Genomic DNA, 20927 nt, shown 5'->3' with positions numbered 1-20927 from the left:
GGCACCGGTATTTGCGCCGGAAGCCACCGATGCCGAGGCAGCTCTTCCTGTTGACGAGAAGACCGTCGGACAAATTCGCCGGACAACAGAATTTGCAGCTCTCCCGTCGAGGGAAGCGAGCGCGGACAGGCCCGCCGCCGCGATGACGCCGACTCCGCTGACTCCGCTGACTCCGCTGACTATTGATGCGTCCACCCCGACCTGCTTCCAGTTCACTTCAAGGTTCACCTCACGCTCGGAAAAAGGAACCAACGACGGGAGCAATCTTGAAGAACTTCAGGAATCCACGTAGTTCGAACGAGCCGCCACCGACCGAGAAGCGGTAGCGTTCGCCCGCTACGACTTCCCCCGCGATGCGGGTCATGTTCGCGCGCGTGACGCCGTCCTGGTACAGCAGATTCCCACAGGAGGTCTTGAACGCGACCTGCGCCTCCGCTCCACCAGCGCCCTTCGTCGAGCGCGAGGATGAGATCTCACCGACAGCGGAGTCGACACGGCACGTCACGTCGATCGAGTGCCCATCATCGTATGTACCGAGGATGGTCGGACCGAAGCCGAATACCATCACCGGCACCCCGACCACGCCGAGAAGGATGAGGACTGCGATCAGCCGGTCCCGCGCAATCTGACCTGGCGTCTTCTTGTCAGCGCTGCTCTTCGTCGCGGCCATGTTGCTGGGCATGGTTCCTCACCCTCTGTGCGCGCCGCCCGCAGGGACGACATCCGGACCTTCGGCTCCCCGCTGACGCCACTCCACGTCGACCGAGAGCTGATGGGATGTCCCTGTCCGGCGGACTCACCCGCGTGGTTCGACCTCGTAGGCGTACGCAGTCGGCGACACCCCGAACACAGCGGTCACCGCGCGCATGTCGTACGACGCGGCGCCGACAGTGAACCGAACGCGATCAGCACCGGAGAGCTCTCCAGCGATCCTGTCAGCGTTGAACCGATTGACTCCGTCCTGCAGCAGGATCTTGCCGCATTGATCGGTCACGACGACCACCTGTGACCCCGACGCTCCGCCGCCCTTGAGGGACCCGCTCGACTCCGAACCGGTGGTTGCGCTTCGGATCCCACAAGAGACCGACATCCGATGACCGTCGTCGTAGACCTTCATACCGAGCGGGATGACGAAGAACAACAGGGCCGGGATGACGATGACGAGCAACAGGATGGCGATCGCGACTACTCGTTTCCTTCGCGTCACGACTGGTTTCCCATCGGCCATGTTCGGAACGTACCTCCTTGCGCTCACCATCTCCGATGAACACCGACTGTGGGACCGTCCCCACCTTGCGCCGCGCCCGTACCGAAGGTCTGGACCAGGTTCTCGATCGACGTGTCGCCACCTGGGCGAATTGCCTCGTTGACGGTGGCGCTGATCCCGCCGACGCCCATCGACACGAGGTTGCCGACAGTCTCCTTGCCGAGCGGCGAGGTGACGCCGAGCCCCTCGGCAAGAGGCCCTGCGGCCCGACCCACCGCGAGACTCGATGCTGCGCCGGTCCCGAAGCCTGTCGCGCCAGCTGTGGCGAATCCGAGCAGGTTCTTGTCGCGGATCTCGTCGTTCACCGCGTAGTCGCCGATGTTGTTGACCGCGCCCGAAGTGCCGGAGGCGATGGCGCCCCGGCCAGCCGAAGAGAACACCTGCGAAGCAACCCCGCGTGCTCCCGACCCGAATGCGACTGAAGCGGCCGGGGCGGCCTTCGCGAGGCCGATCGCGGCGCCTCCGCCTGCGGCACCTGCTGCTCCGCCGATCAGCGTGTCGAGGCCGACCTTGCCCCAGTCGACGTGCCCGTCGTCGCCGCGGTTCTTCTTGATCGACAGGCCGCCCGCGAGCGCTGCTCCCGAGCCAGCAGCCACGGCCAGTGCGACGACCGGCCCGAGCGGAGTGAACATCGCGCCCACGGCGAGTACCACTCCGACGCCGATGGCGATGTTCGAGATGACCTCGGAGTTCTCGTCAGCCCAGTCCCGCAGGTTCGCGAGCGCACCCTGGTTCGCATCCCGGTACGCCTGCAGGTCCGCATCCGTCGCCGGCCGCAGCCCGAGCGGGTCCACCGCATGCACAGGGTCGTTCCCGGCGTAGGAGTACGGGTTCGCCGCCCACGCCGCCCCGAGCACGGGCGCGAGCGGGTCGGTCGACAGGAAGCCCCGCGCCACGGGGTCGTACACCCGCGCTCCGAGCCACTCGAGTCCAGCGATCGACACGCCACCGTCCGCGGTGAGCCCGACGCCTGCGGGGAGCCCCGAACCGCCGACCGCAGCGAGCACCGCCCACGGGTCGTCGGCAGCGGTCGCCCGCGCGCTGCGCCACCCCGCGGTCGTCCAGGCATCGTCGATCGCGACGACCCCGCCCGGCAGGTCCAGGACGCTCGTGCCGCCGAGCGAGACGATCCCCGGCACGCTCGCCGCGGAGTCCCACCACGCCTCGGCACCGCCGACGTCGGCCAGCTCGCCGAGGCCGTCCGTCCAGACGTCGACCCGACCGGTCTCGGCGTAGGCGGGGTCGCGCTCGACGACCTCGGCGAGCGTCCCGAGGTCGGACCACGCGTACTCCACCGTCGAGCCGTCGGGGTCGGTCCGCCGGATGCGTCGACCGAGCCCGTCGTAGCGGTACTCGGTACGGGCATCGTCCTGTTCGGAGGCGACGAGCTCGCCGGCGAGGTCGTACGAGAAGCGCGTCTCGACACCGCCGATCACCTGGCGGACCAGGCGGCCGGCCTCGTACTCCCAGCGTGCGTCACCGGCGGCGACGAGCTGGCCGGCGTCGTCGTAGCGGTGCTCCACCCGCCCGTCCGGGCCGTCGACGGCGGTGATGCGGCCGTCGGCGTCCCGTTCGGTGCGGGTCGTCGTGAGGCCCTCGGGCGAGGTCGCGGTGTGCGCGACGAGGACGCCGCGCTCGTACGACCACGACTGCACGAGGTCGCCGGTGACCGCCTCGACGATCCGACCCGCGGCGTCGTGTCGGAAGGTCGCGGCTCCGAGCCCGTCGCGCTCGAGCGCGGTCGTCCGACCGACCGCGTCGCGGACCCACGTGGTCCGGCGGCCGGACGGGTCGACCCGGGCGACCCGGTGCCCGTCGGCGTCGTACTCCCACCGGATCGCGGCCCCACCGCGACTGCGGCGGACGAGGAGCCCGCGTCGGTCGTACTCGAGCTCGTGGTCGACGGCGCGACCAGCGCCCCGCGTGTGGTCGGTGACGACGACGGTCCGGGCGACCGGGTCACGGTCCACCTCGGTCTGCACCTGACCGTCGACGAGCACCTGGTGCTCACGCCCCGCTGCGTCGTACGTCCAGGCGGTCGTCCGCCCGTCCGGGTCGGTCTGCTCGACCCGCCGGCCCGCCGCGTCACGACGGACGCTGGTGCGCCGGCCGAGCGGATCGGTGACCGCGACGAGGCGGTCGGCGTCGTCGTACTCGCGCCGGGTGACGCCCCCGGCCGGGTCGGTCGTCGCGACCATCCGACCGCGCTCGTCGTACTCGTGGCGGGTGATCCCGCCGAGCCCGTCGACCACCTCGGTGACCTGCCCCGCGACGTCGTAGCGGAACCGACGCCGACCGAAGCGTGCGTCGTGGGCCGAGACGAGCCTCCCGGCCGTGTCCCAACGGAACCGGCTCGTCCCCGCTCCGGGTGTCGTCTGCTCGACCACGCGCCCCACCGGGTCGTACGCGGTCCGGGCGACCTCGCCGGTGGGGAGTGTCCGCGCGACGACCCGGGAGTCGGCGTCGTAGGTCAGCGTGGTGCGCGCACCGGTGGCGTCCACGGCGGCCGACGGCCGCCCGCAGGCGTCGTACTCGTACGACGTGCGCGCGCCGGACGGCGCGATGACCGCGGTGACGCGGCCAGCGAGGTCACGCTCGATCCGCGTCAGCCCACCTTCTCCGTCGACGAGCTCCACCGGGCGTCCGGCCGCGTCGTAGGTGACGAGTTCGGATCCGGCGCCCGGACTGGTCGACTCGACGGGGCGCCCGAACGCGTCGAAGCGCACGGTCGTCGTCGAGAACGCGTCGCGCAGCGTCGCGACACCGGCGGTGGAGTCCCGGCTCACGTCCTGACGGACGCCCGTCGGGTCGACGGTCGCGGTCAGGACGCCGTTCGCGTCGTACTCGTGGCGCCACGTCGCGCCCGTCGGGTCGGTGACGGCCTGGAGGCGCGACAACGCGTCGTGCGCGAACGTCCAGACCGCGTCACCCGGCACGGCGAGCGTCGCCAGGTTGCCCTGGTCGTCGAAGGAGCGGACGACCCGGCGACCGAGCGGGTCCGTGGTCGCGTGGAGCTCGCCGTCGGGGCCGTACCCGAACGCGGTCCGCCCGCCGAGGGGATCGGTGATCGCCGAGATGCGTCCACCGGTGGTGTGCTCGAAGCGCCAGACCGCGCCGTCCGGGTCACGGCGCTCGACCAGCAGGCCGGCGGCGTCGTGGCGGTACTCGGTGCGGGCCCCCGACGGGCTGGTCGCCACGGCCGGACGCCCGGCGGCGTCGCGGTCGATGCGGGCCGTGTCGCCGAGGGCGTTCGTGGTGGCGACGAGTTCGCCGTGCTCGTCGCGCTCGAGGACGAGGACCACGCCGGTCGGGTCAACCACCCGCGTCAGCACGCCGTCCGACCAGGTCAGCTCGGTGCGGCCCCCGACGGGGTCCGTGATGACGGACGGGTCCCGGTCGTCGCCGCGGTACTCGAACGTGACGACGCCGCCGGACTCGGCGACGACGGTCGTGGTCCGGTCCTGGTCGTCGTAGCCGTACGTGAGGTCGCCGCCGGTCGGGGTGACCGTCCGGGTCCGACGCCCACGCTCGTCGTAGGCGTGGACGGTGACCGACCCGTCGCGCTCGGTGACGGAGACGAGGTTCCCGTGCCGGTCGTAGCTCATCGACTGCCGGTGGTCGTCGGAGTCGACCACACCGACGAGCCGACCCCTGGTGTCCGCGATGTAGGAGTTCGACCGCGAGCCGTCGTGGTCGGAGACGACGGTCACCCGACCGGGCAGGTAGGCGAAGCGGACGGCGCGACCGTGCGGGCTCACCTGCTCGACGACGCGGCGGCGCTCGTCGTAGGTGTTCTCGACCTCGACGACCCCGGCGGCACTCGTGACGGTGAGCACGAGGTCGTGGTCGTCCCACCCGTAGCGGCGTGTGCCCACCGCGTCGGTGACCGCGACGAGTCGCCCGCGGTCGTCGTACGAGTACTCGACCCGGCGCCCGTCGGAGCTCCGCGCCACGGCGACTCGGCCAGCCAGGTACTCGACGTCGATCGACCGTCCGCGGTCGTGGACGAGTCGGTTGATGAGCCCGTCGGCGTCCCGCTCGACCCGGACGCCGGTCCCGGGACCGCCGCGCTCGCCCAGCCAGACGCCCGACGGCGTGAAGTCGATCCGCCCGCCACGGTTGTCGCGGACCACGAGCTGGTCGCCCTCTGCCACGAGCCACCGGTTCTCACCGACGCCGCGCTCCCAGCCGTCGGAGGCCCGCGGGAACCGGATCTGCCGCCCGTCCGCGCCGACGAAGGACGCCCCCTCGTCGTCGAGTTCGAGTCGGGTCTCGAGGACCGAGGCCCAACCGGGGCCGAAGAGCCCGACGTGCTCGTCGAGCGAGTTGTACATGCGGGTGAGGGCGAGCGACGCGCTCGCGCCGGTGAAGCCGAGGTCGGTCTCCGGTTCGACGAAGTTCCCGGTCGTCGTGTTCACCGGATCCATCGAGTACCCGGTGGTCGGCTGGGCGCCGTAGGCGGAGGGCGGGTCGAACTGCACGTCGGACCGGGTCGCCGAGACGCCCGCCGCCTGCAGCGCTGCGGCGAGCGCCGAGTCCGCGACGCTCGACACCGCGCCTTCGCCACCGGCAGCGGCGAAGGCGTCGGCGATCGTGGTGGCCCACGTCACGTCCTGGCCGTTCGCCTGCAACCACTGGTCGAACGCGCTGACGAGCCCGGTGGCGTCGATCCGCCCCCAGGAGCAGCGGTCCGCGAAGTCGGCGAGCTTGCCGCGGAGCATCGCGGGCTTGCCCTCGAGGGCCTGGTCGAGTCCCCGGCTGCCGTCGGCGAACGAGCGGAGGTCGGCCGGTCGGGCGGAGGACGTGCCCCCGCCACCACCGCCACCGGAGCCGGGCGACGGGGTCTGTCGCGGGGTCGCGGGGCCGGTCGCGTCGGCGAACCGGGGCGGGTCCTCGTGGTGGACCTCCGGCGGCTGGTCGTTGCCGGTGACCCAGTCCGCGACGACCTCGCCGACCCAGCGGTTCTCGTGGTGCTCGTACCAGTCGCGGGCGGTCTTGCGTCGGGCGTTCTCGCGCTCGGCGGCGGCCTGCATCTTGCCGACCCAGCCGGCCACGGTGCGCAGGTTCGCGGCGATGGCGGAGCCGTCGCTCCTGGCGGTCTGGGCGTTCGCGGCGAAGAGCTCGGAGAAGTGGCCGCGGAACTCCTGGGCGGCGGTGCTGACGTACGACTGGCGGCTGCCGGCCTGCCCCTCGATCGACTCCGCCGCGCCGTTCAGCGCCTGACTCAGCGCGTCGGCCGTGCCGTTGTCGAACTCGACCGGTTCGTTGCCGTGCAGGTCGCCCATGATCCGTCCCCCGATGGTGATCGTGCTGGTCGTGCTGTGCTGGTGGAGCAGATCGAGCTCCGTCCGCGGCCCACCCCGGACCGCGGACGCCCGGTCCGCCGAGGTGGCGGACCGGGCGTCGGGTGGTGGCTACGCGCCGCCGCCCGCGGTGAAGATGTCCTGCGAGATCTTGTCGAGCTGGGTGCGGAGCTGCTCGAGCTCGGTCTTGGCCTTGTCCAGCGCCGCCTTCGTCTCGGGCCAGGTCGAACCGCGGAACGTCGAGGCGAGCGGGCCGTCCCAGACGTTCGAGTCCGACAGGATGCGGCCCTGGGCGTCGAGCTGCGAGATCTGGTCGGTGAACCCACCGTTCACGATCGACTGGATCTGGCGGATGGCGGACTTGGCCTGCTCGGTGGAGAGCACACGCGACATGGTGAACCTCTTTCGTTTCGTAGCTGCACCCCCGCGCAGTGGAATCCCCCCGGAGGCTCTGACGCGGCCCACCATACCCACGAACACCCGACAATGTCACCGTTCGTATTTCGTGACGTTTCCTCCCCCAGTTCGAGGGTCGAGCGATGCTCACTCGCTGGAGCGTTCCCGACGCTCCTCCACAGGGCCGTCGTTCACGCCTGGTTTCCCCAGCGTCCACCGCCCCGCTCCCCCGCGGAGACCCCGGGTGGCAGGATGGCGACATGGACACCGAACCGCAGCTCGACGGCGACTCCGTCGCTCCCGACCTCGACGACTTCGACGAGGTCGTCGAGATCGAGCACGAGTCGCTGCCGTCGGACCGCTACTTCGATCGCGAGCTCAGCTGGCTCCGGTTCAACCAGCGCGTGCTCGAGCTGGGCGAGGACCGGACGCAGCCCCTGCTCGAACGGGCGAACTTCCTGGCGATCTTCGCGTCCAACCTCGACGAGTTCTTCATGGTCCGGGTCGCCGGCCTGAAGCGTCGCATCGACACCGGCATCGCCGTACCGACGAACGTCGGGCGTGCGCCGAGCGACGTGCTGCGGGACATCGCCAAGAAGGCGCACGAGCTGCAGGACCGGCACGCCGACGCGTTCATCAACTCGCTCAAGCCGGACCTGGACGCCGCGGGCATCCACGTCGAGCACTGGTCCGACCTCGACGAGGCCGACCGGCTCCGCATGCGCGAGTACTTCAACGAGCAGATCTTCCCGGTGCTCATGCCGCTCGCGGTCGACCCGGCGCACCCCTTCCCCTACATCTCCGGGCTGTCGCTCAACCTCGCGGTGCGCGTGCGCAACCCGAAGTCGCAGCGGCAGGAGTTCGCGCGCCTCAAGGTCCCGCAGAACTTCTCGCGCTTCATCGCCCTGCCCGACGACGGCAGCGGTCGGATGCGGTTCATCCCGCTCGAGGACCTCATCGCGAACCACCTCGACGACCTGTTCCCGGGGATGGAGGTCCTCGAGCACCACGTCTTCCGCGTGACCCGGAACGAGGACGTCGAGATCGAGGAGGACGAGGCCGAGAACCTCATCCAGGCACTCGAGCGCGAGCTCCTCCGCCGCCGCTTCGGTCCGCCCATCCGTCTCGAGATCACCGAGGACATGGACCCGGTGACCCTCGACCTGCTCGTGCGCGAGCTCGACATCACCGAGCAAGAGGTCTACCGACTGCCGTCTCCGCTCGACCTCGGCGGCCTGTTCGAGATCGCGAAGATCAGCCGGCCGGACCTGCACTACCCCAAGCACGTGCCGACGACCCCGGTGCAGTTCCAGCCGGGCGAACCGAACACCAAGCCCGATCTGTTCCGCGCGATCGGCTCCCGCGACGTGCTCGTGCACCACCCGTACGAGTCCTTCGCCACGAGCGTGCAGGCCTTCCTGGAGCAAGCCGCGGCGGACCCGAACGTCCTCGCCATCAAGCAGACGCTCTACCGCACGTCCGGCGACAGCCCCATCGTCGAGGCCCTGATCGACGCGGCCGCCGCGGGCAAGCAGGTCCTCGCCCTCGTCGAGATCAAGGCGCGCTTCGACGAGCAGAACAACATCGGCTGGGCGCGGAAGCTCGAGAAGGCCGGCGTGCACGTCGTGTACGGCCTGGTCGGGCTCAAGACGCACTCGAAGCTCGTGCTCGTGATCCGGCAGGAGGGCGGCACGCTCCGCCACTACAGCCACATCGGGACGGGCAACTACAACCCGAAGACCTCGCGCATCTACGAGGACATGGGCCTGTTCACCGCGGACGACACCGTCGGCAAGGACCTCACGCGTCTGTTCAACGAGCTGTCGGGCTACGCGATCGAGAAGAAGTTCAAGCGGCTCCTCGTCGCGCCGCTGCACCTGCGGAAGGGCCTGGTGAAGCGGATCCAGGCCGAGGCCGACAACGCCGCGGCCGGCAAGCCCTCCGGCATCCGGATCAAGGTCAACTCGATGGTCGACGAGCAGGTCATCGACGCGCTCTACCTGGCCAGCCAGGCCGGCGTCCCGATCGACGTCTGGGTCCGCGGCATCTGCTCGCTCAAGCCCGGCATCGAGGGCGTCAGCGAGACGATCCGCGTCCGGAGCGTCGTGGGGCGGTACCTCGAGCACTCGCGGGCGTTCGCGTTCCACAACGACGGCGACCCGGTGGTCTTCATCGGCTCGGCCGACATGATGCACCGCAACCTCGACCGCCGTGTCGAGGCCCTGGTGCGCCTGTCCGACCCGGCGCACGTGGCCGAGGTGCAGGAGATGTTCGACCTGGCGATGGCCGAGACGACGAGCTCGTGGCACCTGGAGTCCGACGGCGAGTGGACGCGGCACTCCACCGACCAGGACGGCCGCCCACTCGACGACGTGCAGAATGTCCTCATGCGGAAGATCTCGGCCCGGAAGCGCTCGGCTCGGTGAGCGGCGGCCCCACGGGGCCCGTCGTCGCGGCGGGCGCGGTCGTCTGGCGTGAGCACCGGGGCGTCCCGCTCGTGCTGCTCGTGCACCGCGACCACCACCACGACGTCTCCTTCGCCAAGGGCAAGGTCGACCCGGGCGAGAGCGTCCCGACGACGGCCGTCCGCGAGATCGAGGAGGAGACCGGCTACCGCGTGCACCTCGGCGCTCCCCTGGGCACCGCGGAGTACGTCCTGCCGAGCGGTCGCGACAAGGTCGTGCACTACTGGTCGGCCCGGGTCTCCGGCAAGGAGTACGACCGCGCCGGCACGTTCCGCCCGAACGACGAGGTCGCCGCGATCGAGTGGGTCACGATCGACCAGGCCCGCTCGCGGCTCACCTACGAACGCGACGTCGCTATCCTCGACCGCTTCGCCGACCGCGTGGCGGCCGGCGAACACCGGACGTTCGCCCTCATCGCCCTCCGGCACGCCAAGACCGTCCCGGGTTCGGACTGGGACGGCCCCGACGCGACCCGGCCGCTGCTCCCCGTCGGCCGGAACCAGGCACGGGCCGCCGCGGCACCCGTCGCGGCGTTCGGGCCGAAGAAGATCGTCAGCAGCACGGCTGCCCGGTGCCTCGCGACCGTGGAACCGCTGTCCGCCCGCACGAAGGTGGGCGTCTCGGCGACCCCGGACATCAGCCAGGACGCCCACGACCGCGGCGCCGCAGACGTCAAGGGCGTGGTGCGTCGGCGCCTCGAGAAGGCGAAGTCGACCGTGCTCTGCTCGCACGGCCCCGTCCTGCCGGACATCATCGCGCGCATCGCCGCGTCGACCGCCGGCGAGGACCGTCGGTTCGACCTCCGCCGTGCCGCGATGCTGTCGGTCGGCGACTTCGCCGTGATGCACATCGCGGGCGACCGACTCGTGGCCGTCGAGACGCACCGCAACACCGTCCCGGCCTGACGACGAGTCGGCGCAGCGACCAGCGCCGACCAACCCACCCACGCGACGCCCGTGGCGGCCGCACCCCGCGCCTCCAGGCCGATGCATGCGCATGCGTCCACCCCACGCACGCCGATCCCGATCCTGCACCCGACGCGCGAGCGCCGCACGGCGCCCCGTCGGACACAACCCCTCGTTCACCTCCCGTTCACCAGCGGTCGTGATCCCCGTCACCTCGCGTCCCTACAGTCGCTCCCGGGTCAGCACCGGCCCCCGGGACCAGCAGCGGTCCCAACCTGCACTGACATTCCCGAAGGGACCCCTGTGAACATCAAGCGAATCGGCACGGTCGCGGCGATCGCGGTCGTCGGCGCCGTCGCGCTGTCCTCCTGCGCCTCGAACGAAGGCGGCGCGGGCGCTGGAGCCTCCGCTACGTCGAGCTCCGGCACGGACTACTCGTCGCTGAAGGGCACGCTGACCGGCTCGGGCTCGTCGGCACAGCAGACCGCCGAGGCCACCTGGGCCGCCGGCTTCCAGAACGTCGCCTCCGGCGTCACGGTCAACTACTCGCCCGACGGTTCGGGCGCCGGCCGCAAGAACTTCATCTCGGGTGCCGCGGACTTCGCCGGCTCCGACGCCGCGCTGAAGGACGAGGAGCTCTCGGGCTCGTTCGCCAAGTGCGCCGCGGACTCGAAGGCCATCGACATCCCGGTCTACATCTCCCCGATCGCCATCGCCTACAAGGTCGACGGCGTCAAGGAGCTGACGCTCGACGCGAAGACCATCGCGGGCATCTTCTCCGGCAAGATCACCAAGTGGAACGCCTCCGAGATCGCCGACCTGAACAAGGGCGTCGACCTGCCGGACGCGAACATCACCGTGATCCACCGCTCGGACGACTCCGGCACCACGCAGAACTTCTCGGAGTACGTCTCCGCGAACGCGTCGGACGTCTGGACCGAGGCCCCCAGCCAGACCTTCCCCTACCAGGTCGGCGACAGCGCGAAGGGCACCTCGGGTGTGGCCTCGGCCATGGCGAGCGCCTCGAACGCGATCACCTACATCGACGACTCGGGCGCGGGTGACCTCGACAAGGCCAAGCTCATGGTCGGTTCCACGGCCACCGAGATCTCGGCCGAGGGTGCTGCGAAGGTCGTCGCCGACTCCGACACGGTGTCGGGCCGCTCGGAGAACGACCTCGCGATCAACATCAACCGCAAGGACACCGCCGAGGGTGCGTGGCCGCTGGTCCTCGTCTCCTACGCGATCGCCTGCCAGGAGTACAAGGACGCCGACACCGGCAAGCTCGTGAAGGGCTACCTGGACTACGTCGTCTCGAAGGACGCGCAGGACGCGGCCGCGAAGGAGGCCAAGTCGGCCGCCCTCTCGTCCGACCTGGCGGAGAAGGCCGCGAAGGCCGTCGCCACCATCAAGTAGCACTCCCCGAGCGCCCGGACGCCGATCCCACCCACCTCGATCGGCGTCCGGGCACTCGCCCGTCACGGCAGCACCTCCCCACCTCCCCGCTCCCCCGATCCCGGGTGATCCTCCGACAGGAGTCCCATGACGACCGCACCGGCCCAGCCAGGGGCCACCGTCTCCCCCAAGCCGAAGGCCGTCGTCCGCGTCGGCGACCGGGTCTTCTCCGCCGCCTCCGTCATCGCGGGCAGCCTGATCCTCTTCGTGCTCGTGCTCGTCGCCGCCTTCCTGGTCTGGCAGAGCATCCCCGCCTTCAGCGCCAAGGTCGGCCAGCTGCCGAACAACGCGACGAGCTTCTGGGACTACGTCGGTCCGCTCGTCTTCGGCACCGTCTGGTCCGCGCTCATCGCGCTCGTGATCTCCGTGCCGCTCGCGCTCGGCATCGCACTCTTCATCTCGCACTACGCGCCGCGTCGGGTCGCCCCGGTCCTCGGCTACGTCATCGACCTGCTCGCCGCGGTCCCCTCGGTCGTCTACGGCCTGTGGGGCATCGTCGTGCTGGCGCCGTTCGTGAAGCCCTTCTACGCGTTCCTCAACGAGTACCTCGGCTGGTTCCCGCTGTTCTCCGGCCAGGTGTCCGGCACCGGCCGCACGATCCTGACCGCTTCGATCGTGCTCGCCGTCATGGCGATCCCGATCATGACCGCCGTGATGCGCGAGATCTTCCTGCAGGCGCCGCGCCTCAACGAGGAGGCCGCCCTGGCCCTCGGCGCCACGCGCTGGGAGATGATCCGCCTGTCGGTACTGCCGTTCGCGAAGTCCGGCATCGTCTCGGCGATCATGCTCGGCCTCGGCCGCGCCCTCGGCGAGACGATGGCGATCGCCCTCGTGCTCTCCGTCTCGACGAACGTCACCTTCCAGATGCTGACCTCGCTGAACCCCTCGACGATCGCCGCGAACATCGCGCTGCAGTTCGCCGAGGCCTCGGGTACGGCCCTGAACGCGCTCATCGCGTCCGGCCTGATCCTCTTCGTCATCACCCTGGTCATCAACATGCTGGCGCGCTACATCGTGCGCAAGCGGGTCTCCTGAGAGGTCACGCCCGATGTCCCTCGCCCTCCGTCAGTCCGGCATGGCCGGCAACGTCTACGCCAACGGGAAGCTGCACAAGTCGGTCCCGTGGCTCCTGCTCGTCGGCTCCTGGGTCGCCCTGATCCTGGTCTTCGCGCTCCTCAACGCCGGCGGCGCCGTCAAGGACTTCAACGTCGTCGCGGCGCTGTTCCTCGGCACGGTCCTGTTCGACGTGCTCATCGTCGTCGTCTCCCGCATCGTCGAGGGTGGTCGACAGGCCGTCGACCGGCTCATCACCTCGCTCGTCGTCACGGCCTTCGTGATCGCGGTGCTGCCGCTCGTGTCGCTGCTCTGGACGGTCCTGGCGGACGGCCTGGCCCGCTTCGACGCGCAGTTCTTCTCGTACTCGATGCGCGGCGTGATCTCCGAGGGCGGCGGCGCCGTCCACGCCCTGGTCGGCACGCTCGAGATCACGCTGTTCGCGGCGCTCATCTCGGTCCCGATCGGCCTGCTCACCTCGATCTACCTGGTCGAGTACGGCAAGGGCGCCCTCGCGCGCGGCATCACGTTCTTCGTGGACGTCATGACGGGCATCCCGTCGATCGTCGCCGGTCTGTTCGCCTACTCGCTGTTCGCGCTGTTCCTCGGCCCCGGCGCCCGCTTCGGTCTCGTCGGCTCGGTCGCGCTGAGCGTCCTGATGATCCCGATCGTCGTGCGCTCCACGGAGGAGGTCCTGAAGATCGTCCCGATGGAGCTCCGCGAGGCCTCGTACGCACTCGGCGTCCCGAAGTACCTGACGATCCTCAAGGTCGTGCTCCCCACGAGCCTCGCCGGCATCACGACGGGCGTCATGCTCTCGATCGCCCGCGTCATCGGCGAGACGGCCCCGTTGCTCGTCACCGCCGGGTTCACCGCGAGCATGAACTACGACCTGTTCCGCGACCCGATGATGACGCTGCCGGTGTTCGCGTACACGCAGTACTCGCAGCAGGGTGCCAACCCGGTGCCGTTCGTCGACCGGGCCTGGACCGCGGCGCTGCTGCTCATCCTGATCGTGATGGTGCTCAACCTGCTGGCCCGCTTCATCACCCGCCTCTTCGCTCCCAAGCTCCCCCGCTAGCCCGACCCGGCAGCGACGCGGCAACGACCACCCACCCCGAAGGAAACCACGTGTCCAAGCGCATCGAGGTCGACGGCCTCAACGTCTACTACTCGAAGTTCAAGGCGGTCGAGGGCGTCGACATGACGATCGAGCCCCGCACCGTGACCGCGTTCATCGGTCCGTCCGGCTGCGGCAAGTCCACCTTCCTCCGCACGCTCAACCGCATGCACGAGGTCATCCCCGGTGCGTACGTCGAGGGCTCGGTCAAGGTCGACGGCGACGACCTCTACGGCGCCGGGGTCGACCCCGTGCTCGTCCGCCGCCAGGTCGGCATGGTGTTCCAGCGCCCGAACCCGTTCCCGACGATGTCGATCCGCGACAACGTCCTGGCCGGGGTGAAGCTCAACAACAAGCGGATCTCGAAGTCGGAGGGCGACGAGGTCGTCGAGCGTTCCCTGCAGGGCGCGAACCTGTGGAACGAGGTCAAGGACCGCCTCGAGAAGCCCGGCATGGGCCTGTCCGGTGGGCAGCAGCAGCGGCTCTGCATCGCCCGTGCGATCGCGGTGCAGCCCGACGTGCTCCTGATGGACGAGCCGTGCTCGGCGCTCGACCCGATCTCGACGCTCGCGATCGAGGACCTCATCGAGGAGCTCAAGAAGGACTTCACGATCGTGATCGTGACGCACAACATGCAGCAGGCGTCGCGTGTCAGCGACAAGACCGCGTTCTTCAACATCGCGGGCACGGGCGCGCCCGGCAAGCTCATCGAGTACGACGACACCGCGACGATCTTCTCGAACCCGTCGGTGCAGGCGACCGAGGACTACGTCTCGGGTCGCTTCGGGTGATCCCCACCTGACACACGGCCTGGAGGCCCGGTGCACGTCCGCCACGGACGCGCACCGGGCCTCCTCGGTTGCGCTGGGAACGGTCGCGCCGGTCACGACGGAACCCCGGGACTCGGTCCCGGGGTTCCGTCGTGCGAGGTAGTCGGGCCTGCGAGCTCGCTAGGCCTGGGTGGTCGGCACGGCCATGACCGGTGCCGAGGTCGGCTGGTCGGAACCGCCGGCCGGCTCGACGGTCATGCCGATCGAGTCGCCCTTGCTCAGCGTGCCGTCGAGGACCGCGGTGTGGACACCGTCACGGGCGCCGTCGAGCAGTCCGGCCGGGACGACCTTCGTGCCCTCGGAGCCGATGTACCAGAGCTCGTAGGTCTTGCCCGCCGGGGCCTCCTGGACGCCGTCGAGGATCACGGCGGACTTGCCGACCTCGTGCGACCAGACGACCGTGGCCGATCCGCCGCCGGGCATCTTCGCGGTGGTCCGCTGGAAGTCCGACGCGGCGTAGATCGAGTCGAGCGTGCCGGACGCCTGCGTGGTGCCCGGGCCGGACTGCTCGCCCGTGCCGACGACACCGCCGATGCCCAGGCCGACACCGAGGAACACGACCGCGACGGCAGCCGCGGCACCGAGGGCGGCGGCCGGACGCTGGAACCAGCGTCGGCGAGCCGTGGCGGCGGCGCGGCCCCCTGCGAACCGGGCGTCCGTGGAGTCGGACGCGGTGGAGCCGAGGACCGTGACGGGGGCGGGTCGTGCCTCCCGATCGTCCACCGGTGCGTCGGCGGTGACTGCCGCGCTGTCGACACCGTCTGCCGGAGCAGCGGCGTCTGCCTGCGGCGTCCGCGCGATCTGTGCCATCAGTGAGGCCTTGAGCGACGCGGGCGGCTCGATCGGCTCGACGGCGTACGCGAGCTGCAGCGCGGTCTCGCGCAGCGAGTCGGTCTCGGCCTGCAGTGCCGGCGAGGTGGTCAGGGCGTGGTCGAGCAGCGCGCGCTCCTCGTCCGACAGGGCGTCGAGTGCGTGCGACCCGGTGAGCAGGGCAGGGTCGTCGTGGTGTTCGGTCATGACGTCACCCCCATCTCGTCTCGGAGTCGGATCATCCCGTCACGGAGACGGGTCTTGACGGTGCCGATCGGGACACCGAGCCGTTCGGCCATCTCGCTGTGCGAGTAGCCGCCGTAGTACGCGAGCTGCACAGCCTGGCGCTGGAACTCGGTGAGCTTGCCGAGCGCCCGGCTGACCCGCTCGTGCTCGATGCGGATCTCGACCGATTCGGACACCTGGTCGTACCCGGACTCGAGGTCGCGGATGCCGATCTTGGTGTCGCGGTCGTGCGAGGACTGCGAGGCGCGGACCCGGTCGACCGCGCGACGGTGCGCCATGGTGAGGACCCAGCTGGCCGCCGTGCCCCGGGACCGGTCGAAGCGCGCAGCCTGCTGCCACACCTCGAGGAAGATCTCCTGCGTCACCTCTTCCGACTGCGCACGGTCCCGGAGGAGCCGCGTCACGAGGCCGAGGACCCGTCCGGAAAGCGCGTCGTACAGCTCGGAGAAGGCAGCCTGGTCGCCGTCGGCGACACGAGCGAGCATGTCGTCGGGCGAGGCGGGAGCGGGCTCGGCCGAGCTCCAGGCTTCCGTGTCGCGTTCCACGAGGGCAAGCATTGCAGGTTTCGCCTCCTCTCGGTGCGTTCGTGACCCGCGGTGCCGGTGCTTCACAGGGACCGGTGCGGGAGCGGATCGTCGTCTGGTCGGGTTCCTCGCGGCGGGTCGTGCTCGTGAGCGGGGCCGCACGGCCCGCAGGGAATTGACCGGCGGGTACCGGACCGGGTCGCACGGACCCCGCCGTGACGTCCGCGAGGAGCGTCACACCCTCTGTTCGGCGCGGTCGTCGGAGCGGATTGCCCGGAGTTCGAGGAGCGCTCGGTCGTCGCGCTCCCGCTCCGGCGCACGCGTCGCCCGTCCCGGTGTGCGGGGCACGCCCGGGTGGCGGTCGTGTCCGTCGAGAGTGAACACGGCCTCGTGCTCAGGACGGTTCTCGTAGACTCGGTGTCGCCGGGCCGCAGCAAGCCCCGGGCTCCAAAATTCGCCGCTTCGAGCGGCCTCGCGCCGAGAGGCGCTTCTGCGGCCCGGTCTTCTGCTGTCCGGGGCCGTTCCGGCGCCGTGTGGCGCGGACGCCGCGACTCGTGTCGGTGTGCCGCCGGGTCTCAGTCCAGGCTGTCGCGACGCCAGAGCGCCGCCGCCTCGGTCAGGTCGGCCGCGAGCTCCGTCAGGCGGAGCGCCCGCCGGGTCAGCTCGCTCGAACGGTCGTCGGCGGTCAGGTCGGCGTCGTCCGCCACCGAGGTCGCCCCGGCCGCCGTCAGCCGGCAGAACGCGGCACCACGGTCGAGCGCGACCGCGAGGTCCCCCGTGTACAGGCCGTGCAGGATCCGGTCCGCCAAGGTCAGGATCTCGGCCGGGCCCGTCGGCTGTTCGGCACCCGCGACGGCTTGGTCGATCGTGCCGATCCGCTCCGTGCCGCGCTGGAAGAAGTAGGCGATCTCCTCGGGGTTCTGCCGGATCACCGTGCGGACCAGGTAGATCCGCCAGAGCGCCCCCGGCAGGGTGTGTGCGCCCACCCGTGCCCACAGCTCCGCGATCGCGTCGATGCCGTGCACATCCGTGTAGGTCACGAGGCGCTCGACGACCGCCGGGTCCGGGTCCTGCCGCACACGGTGCAGCAGCGCGTTCGCGGTCTCGTGCGCGACGCGGTTCACCACGGCCGGGTCGTCACCGCCCTGGATCGCGGCGAACTCCTGGTCGGTGAAGTGGACGGGACGGTGGTGATCGCGAGGCACCCGGAGAGTGTAGGCGCGGCCGGTGACGCCCACGAGTGCCGTTCGCCCTGAACGCAACCGGGTCGATCGGCGTACCTTGCTCCGGCGGGGAGGTACCCCTGGTCGGACGTCGGAAAGAGGACCATCCATGAACGCCCTGCTCGTCATCCTGGCCGTGATCGCGGTCATCCTGCTGTTCGTCGGTGGCTTCACCGCGAGCCTGAAGTTCCTGCTCTGGGTGGGCATCGTCCTGTTCGTCGTCGCGCTGGTCCTGTGGCTGCTGCGCACCCTGACCGGTCGGCGCAGCTGACCGGTCCGCCGTCCGTTCCCGAGCAGGGGGTCCTCACGCGCTAGCCTTGCGGGTGAGGGCCTCTAGCTCAGTCGGTAGAGCACCGGACTTTTAATCCGAGGGTCGTGGGTTCGAGCCCCACGGGGCCCACCACCCTCCTGGACCCCGCCTTTTCATCCGAGGGTCGTGGGTTCGAGCCCCACGGGGCCCACCGTGCTCCCGACACCGTCGCTGGAGTCGCCGTCGCTGCCGTCCCCGTCGCGAGGAGTGCCGTGGTCACGCGCAACCGCACAGCTGCGAGCGTCGCGCTCGCGCTCGGGGTGCTCACGTCCGTCGGCCTGAGCGGGTGCACGCAGCCGGACGACGCCGTGCAGGGGGTCGCCCGGGCGGCGTGCGAGCAGCGGATGGGGCCGGCGATCGTCGCCTGGTGGCGGGACCAGTACGACGAGACGCCCTGGAAGGTCGTCGACACGCGTGGCTCAGGGGTCCAGGAGGCGTCGGACAGCTCGTCAGCGGCGACCGTGCTCGACGTCTCCGGCACGTCCTCGGTCCAGCGCGACGAGGTCGGGCAGCGCACGGCGGTCCGGTGGTCCTGCGAGGCGCGGTACTCGAGCGCCGATCCGCAGACCGTGACCGCGACGGTGGAGGAGATCACCCTGCGCTGAGCGCTGAGCGCTGCGGCTAGGCCGCCGTGCGGCTGCCATGGGGTACAACGCGTCCACAGGGTGTTCATGGCGCGTCCTCTGCACAGTTCAGTCGTCGTTCAGCCGATTGTTGGCGGGACGCCGATAGTGTCGTGCCCGGATCCGATCACCGGGTCCTGCAGCACAGCACCACGACAGAACGAACGGGGTACACCGTGACCGAGCCCATCGACGCCACGCAGACCAGCACCACCGGTGACGCGCGCCGCATCGTCGAGCTCGCGGCAGCGACGAACACCAGCATGAGCAACCAGCTCCTGCTCGACACCCTGCGCCGCAACGCGCAGGTCAGCACCCGCCACATCCGTAAGGACTTCATCGAGGTCGCGAACGCGCAGACCGTCCTCGGCTACGTCTGCCGGCAGCGCAAGGACTACGTCGCACTCCGCGGGGACGACCCCGCGTGGGCGCAGGAGGTCGGCCGCTACGGCACCGAGGCACTGGCGGTCGAGGCGCTCCGGATGCGCCGCGCCTGACGCGCCACCCACGACGACGCGACGAAGGCCGCCCCCGCCGGGGCGGCCTTCGTCGTCCGCGTCTGCGCTGGCCCGCCCGCGCCGTCAGGACCAGACGCGGCGGATGCCCCAGGTACCGGTCCACGACTCGTCCGGCTCGAGCCAGCGCAGCCCCTCGCCGGAGTTGAGGGCGTTCGCCGGCGCGGTCATCGGCTCGACCGCGACCGCGAGCCCGGTGCCGTCGCCGCGGGGGAACTCGCGCGAGGTGAACACCTGGACGTAGGGGAACGACGCGTCCTGCCACAGCTCGACCCCGTCGCCCTCGGGGCCGTGCAACGTGGTGCGGCGAACGCCGTCCTGGTCCGGGGTGATGTCCCGGTAGGCGGTGTCGAGGTCGGCGTCCCCGGCCCGCAGCCCGGCGCGCAGGTCGTAGGGCGTGCCCTCGACGGCGACGGTGCCGTCCGGGATCTTCTGCGCGTCCACCGTGAAGGCGGTCGCGGCGTCGAGCGTCACGACGAGGTCCTCGGCTGGGGTGTCGCCCGCCCGCAGGTACGGGTGCGCCCCCACCGCGAACGGCGCCCGGACGCCCGAGCGGTTGACGATCGTGTGCGTCACCCGGATGCCGTCCTCGACGAGCTCGTGGTGCACGCGGGTCTCGAGCGTGAAGGGCCAGCCGTGCTGCGGGTGGACCGTGGCCTGCTGCTCGATCGCCGACTCGGTCTGCGAGACGACGCGGTACGGCGAGAACCGGAGCAGGCCGTGCGAGGCGTTGCCGTACTTCGGCTCCGAGACGTCGAGTTGCTGCCGCTTCCCGTCGAGCTCCCACACGGCGCCGGCGACCCGGTTCGGCCACGGCACGAGCACGATGCCGTCCGCGCCGGGCGGGGCCGAGGTGACGGGGAAGGGCTCGGTCAGGTCGAAGCCAGCGACCCGGAGCTCGCGGATGCCCGCGGCGACCTCGGTGACGACGGCCTCGACGACCCCGTCCTGTCCGGCGTGACGGAGGTGGTACTGCCCCCCGGTGGGTGCTGCTGCGGTCATGCGGTCGCCTTCCTTCCGTCTGGTGCTGCGGTGCCGTCCCCGTCGGCGACGACGACCCGGACGCCCGCCGCCCGGATCGGGGCGACCGCGTCCGCCGTGGTGCCGGCGGTGACGACGACGTCGATGTCCTGGAGCGGACGGACGACACCGAGGTGTACCCGGCCGAACTTCGAGCCGTCCGCCACCACGACGGTACGCCGGGCCGTCGCGGCGAGCATCCGCTTCGCCTCGGTCTCCGGCAGGTTGACGTTCGTCAGACCGTGCTCGACGTCGAGCCCGGTGCCGCCGATGAACGCGACGTCGGCGGCGATCGCGGGCAGCACGGCACCCATGAACGGCGCGACGAGCGAGTGCTGGAGCGGCCGCAGGGTCCCGCCGGTGACGACGACGGTGAACCGCGGCACGGCGGGTTCGAGCGTGAGGGCCGTGGTGAGCGAGTTCGTCACGATCGTCAGGTCGGCCAGGTCCGCCCGCGCCACGAGCGCCGTCGCCACCGCAGCCGGGGTCGTGCCGACGTCGAGCACGACGCACTGGCCGGAGCGGACGAGGTCGGCCGCCGCGCGGCCGATGGCCGCCTTCTCGACCTGGTGCTCGACCGCGGTCTCCTCGAGGGGCCGCTCGCCGGAGGTGACCCCGAGGCGGACGGCACCGCCGCGCACCCGCCGGATCCGTGCCTCCAGTTCGAGCGTGGCGAGGTCCTGGCGGACCGTCACCTCACTCGTGCCCAGGGCCGCGGCCAGGGCGGCGGTCCGGACGAGTCCGGGCGCGCCCTCGACGATGGAGACGATGCGGTCCTGCCGCAGGGGTGCCGGGAGGGCGCCGGCGAGGAAGGACAGATCGTCAGCGCTCACGGTTGCAGTTTCGCGCACTTACGGAGACT

General features: G+C 70.8%; 18 protein-coding genes and 1 tRNA gene. 10 read left to right on the top strand and 9 right to left on the bottom strand.

Translation table 11 applies throughout. The features are described from left to right. Nucleotides 1-229: 229 nt before the first annotated feature. The 4 genes from HUN58_RS05025 to HUN58_RS05010 form a co-directional block, all read right to left on the bottom strand. Nucleotides 230-682, bottom strand: a complete 453-nt coding sequence (locus HUN58_RS05025; RefSeq protein WP_180224596.1) for a hypothetical protein — start codon at nucleotides 680-682, stop codon at nucleotides 230-232. 114 nt (nucleotides 683-796) lie between these two features. Continuing rightward, complete coding sequence (locus HUN58_RS05020; RefSeq protein WP_144804009.1) at nucleotides 797-1228, bottom strand: hypothetical protein; 432 nt, start codon at nucleotides 1226-1228, stop codon at nucleotides 797-799. Nucleotides 1229-1251: 23 nt separating this feature from the next. Next, nucleotides 1252-6552 carry a DUF6531 domain-containing protein gene (locus HUN58_RS05015; protein ID WP_180224595.1) on the bottom strand — a complete coding sequence of 1767 codons (5301 nt, stop codon included), beginning with the start codon at nucleotides 6550-6552 and terminating at the stop codon, nucleotides 1252-1254. Nucleotides 6553-6681: 129 nt separating this feature from the next. After that, nucleotides 6682-6963 carry a hypothetical protein gene (locus HUN58_RS05010; RefSeq protein WP_058740961.1) on the bottom strand — a complete coding sequence of 94 codons (282 nt, stop codon included), beginning with the start codon at nucleotides 6961-6963 and terminating at the stop codon, nucleotides 6682-6684. A gap of 263 nt (nucleotides 6964-7226) precedes the next feature. On the opposite strand from HUN58_RS05010, the gene HUN58_RS05005 reads away from it, so the two are divergent. The 6 genes from HUN58_RS05005 (at nucleotide 7227) to pstB (ending at nucleotide 14755) form a co-directional block, all read left to right on the top strand. Further along, a complete protein-coding gene (locus tag HUN58_RS05005; RefSeq protein ID WP_180224594.1) occupies nucleotides 7227-9392 on the top strand; it encodes an RNA degradosome polyphosphate kinase in 2166 nt (721 codons plus the stop codon). Next, nucleotides 9389-10336 (top strand): NUDIX domain-containing protein, encoded by a 948-nt coding sequence (locus HUN58_RS05000; RefSeq protein WP_174777423.1) that lies wholly within the window; start codon nucleotides 9389-9391, stop codon nucleotides 10334-10336. The genes HUN58_RS05005 and HUN58_RS05000 overlap by 4 nt, the downstream gene beginning before the upstream one ends. A 303-nt stretch (nucleotides 10337-10639) precedes the next feature. Then, on the top strand, nucleotides 10640-11752 hold the full coding sequence (locus tag HUN58_RS04995) for a phosphate ABC transporter substrate-binding protein PstS (RefSeq protein WP_174777422.1): 1113 nt from the start codon (nucleotides 10640-10642) through the stop codon (nucleotides 11750-11752). A gap of 126 nt (nucleotides 11753-11878) precedes the next feature. After that, complete coding sequence (pstC, locus tag HUN58_RS04990) at nucleotides 11879-12826, top strand: phosphate ABC transporter permease subunit PstC (protein WP_058740965.1); 948 nt, start codon at nucleotides 11879-11881, stop codon at nucleotides 12824-12826. A gap of 13 nt (nucleotides 12827-12839) precedes the next feature. Beyond that, the gene (gene pstA, locus HUN58_RS04985; protein WP_180224593.1) at nucleotides 12840-13925 is read left to right on the top strand and encodes a phosphate ABC transporter permease PstA; all 1086 of its coding nucleotides are present in this window, start codon (nucleotides 12840-12842) and stop codon (nucleotides 13923-13925) included. A 50-nt stretch (nucleotides 13926-13975) separates the two neighbouring features. Beyond that, nucleotides 13976-14755 (top strand): phosphate ABC transporter ATP-binding protein PstB, encoded by a 780-nt coding sequence (gene pstB / locus HUN58_RS04980; RefSeq protein ID WP_114849437.1) that lies wholly within the window; start codon nucleotides 13976-13978, stop codon nucleotides 14753-14755. A gap of 159 nt (nucleotides 14756-14914) precedes the next feature. Here pstB and HUN58_RS04975 read toward each other — a convergent pair whose 3' ends face one another. From HUN58_RS04975 to HUN58_RS04965, 3 genes are all read right to left on the bottom strand, one after another. Further along, a complete protein-coding gene (locus HUN58_RS04975) occupies nucleotides 14915-15811 on the bottom strand; it encodes an anti-sigma factor (protein ID WP_180224592.1) in 897 nt (298 codons plus the stop codon). Then, a complete protein-coding gene (gene sigK, locus HUN58_RS04970; RefSeq protein WP_114849435.1) occupies nucleotides 15808-16407 on the bottom strand; it encodes an ECF RNA polymerase sigma factor SigK in 600 nt (199 codons plus the stop codon). Before sigK ends, HUN58_RS04975 begins: the two co-directional genes overlap by 4 nt. A gap of 542 nt (nucleotides 16408-16949) precedes the next feature. Next, nucleotides 16950-17579 (bottom strand): DNA-directed RNA polymerase subunit beta, encoded by a 630-nt coding sequence (locus tag HUN58_RS04965; protein ID WP_114849555.1) that lies wholly within the window; start codon nucleotides 17577-17579, stop codon nucleotides 16950-16952. 127 nt (nucleotides 17580-17706) lie between these two features. Here HUN58_RS04965 and HUN58_RS04960 point away from each other — a divergent pair, with 127 nt between their 5' ends. The 4 genes from HUN58_RS04960 (at nucleotide 17707) to HUN58_RS04945 (ending at nucleotide 19027) form a co-directional block, all read left to right on the top strand. Further along, on the top strand, nucleotides 17707-17868 hold the full coding sequence (locus tag HUN58_RS04960) for a hypothetical protein (RefSeq protein WP_167510153.1): 162 nt from the start codon (nucleotides 17707-17709) through the stop codon (nucleotides 17866-17868). A gap of 56 nt (nucleotides 17869-17924) precedes the next feature. Further along, nucleotides 17925-18000: transfer RNA gene (locus HUN58_RS04955), tRNA-Lys, on the top strand. 119 nt (nucleotides 18001-18119) lie between these two features. After that, on the top strand, nucleotides 18120-18512 hold the full coding sequence (locus HUN58_RS04950; RefSeq protein ID WP_058740970.1) for a hypothetical protein: 393 nt from the start codon (nucleotides 18120-18122) through the stop codon (nucleotides 18510-18512). A 194-nt stretch (nucleotides 18513-18706) separates the two neighbouring features. Next, the gene (locus HUN58_RS04945; RefSeq protein ID WP_058740971.1) at nucleotides 18707-19027 is read left to right on the top strand and encodes a hypothetical protein; all 321 of its coding nucleotides are present in this window, start codon (nucleotides 18707-18709) and stop codon (nucleotides 19025-19027) included. A gap of 84 nt (nucleotides 19028-19111) precedes the next feature. On the opposite strand, the gene HUN58_RS04940 is transcribed toward HUN58_RS04945, so the two are convergent. Together HUN58_RS04940 and HUN58_RS04935 are read right to left on the bottom strand one after the other, a co-directional pair. Further along, entirely contained in the window at nucleotides 19112-20047 is a 936-nt protein-coding gene (locus HUN58_RS04940) for an aldose 1-epimerase family protein (protein ID WP_144804003.1), read from the bottom strand. After that, nucleotides 20044-20898: a DeoR/GlpR family DNA-binding transcription regulator gene (locus tag HUN58_RS04935; RefSeq protein WP_114849431.1), complete on the bottom strand. Its 855-nt coding sequence runs from the start codon at nucleotides 20896-20898 to the stop codon at nucleotides 20044-20046. The genes HUN58_RS04940 and HUN58_RS04935 overlap by 4 nt, the downstream gene beginning before the upstream one ends. Nucleotides 20899-20927: the final 29 nt, after the last annotated feature.

This window comes from Curtobacterium sp. Csp1 (assembly GCF_013347185.1).
The sequence above is the reverse complement of the archived record's forward strand: the minus strand, read 5'-3'. Positions and strand labels throughout refer to the sequence as shown.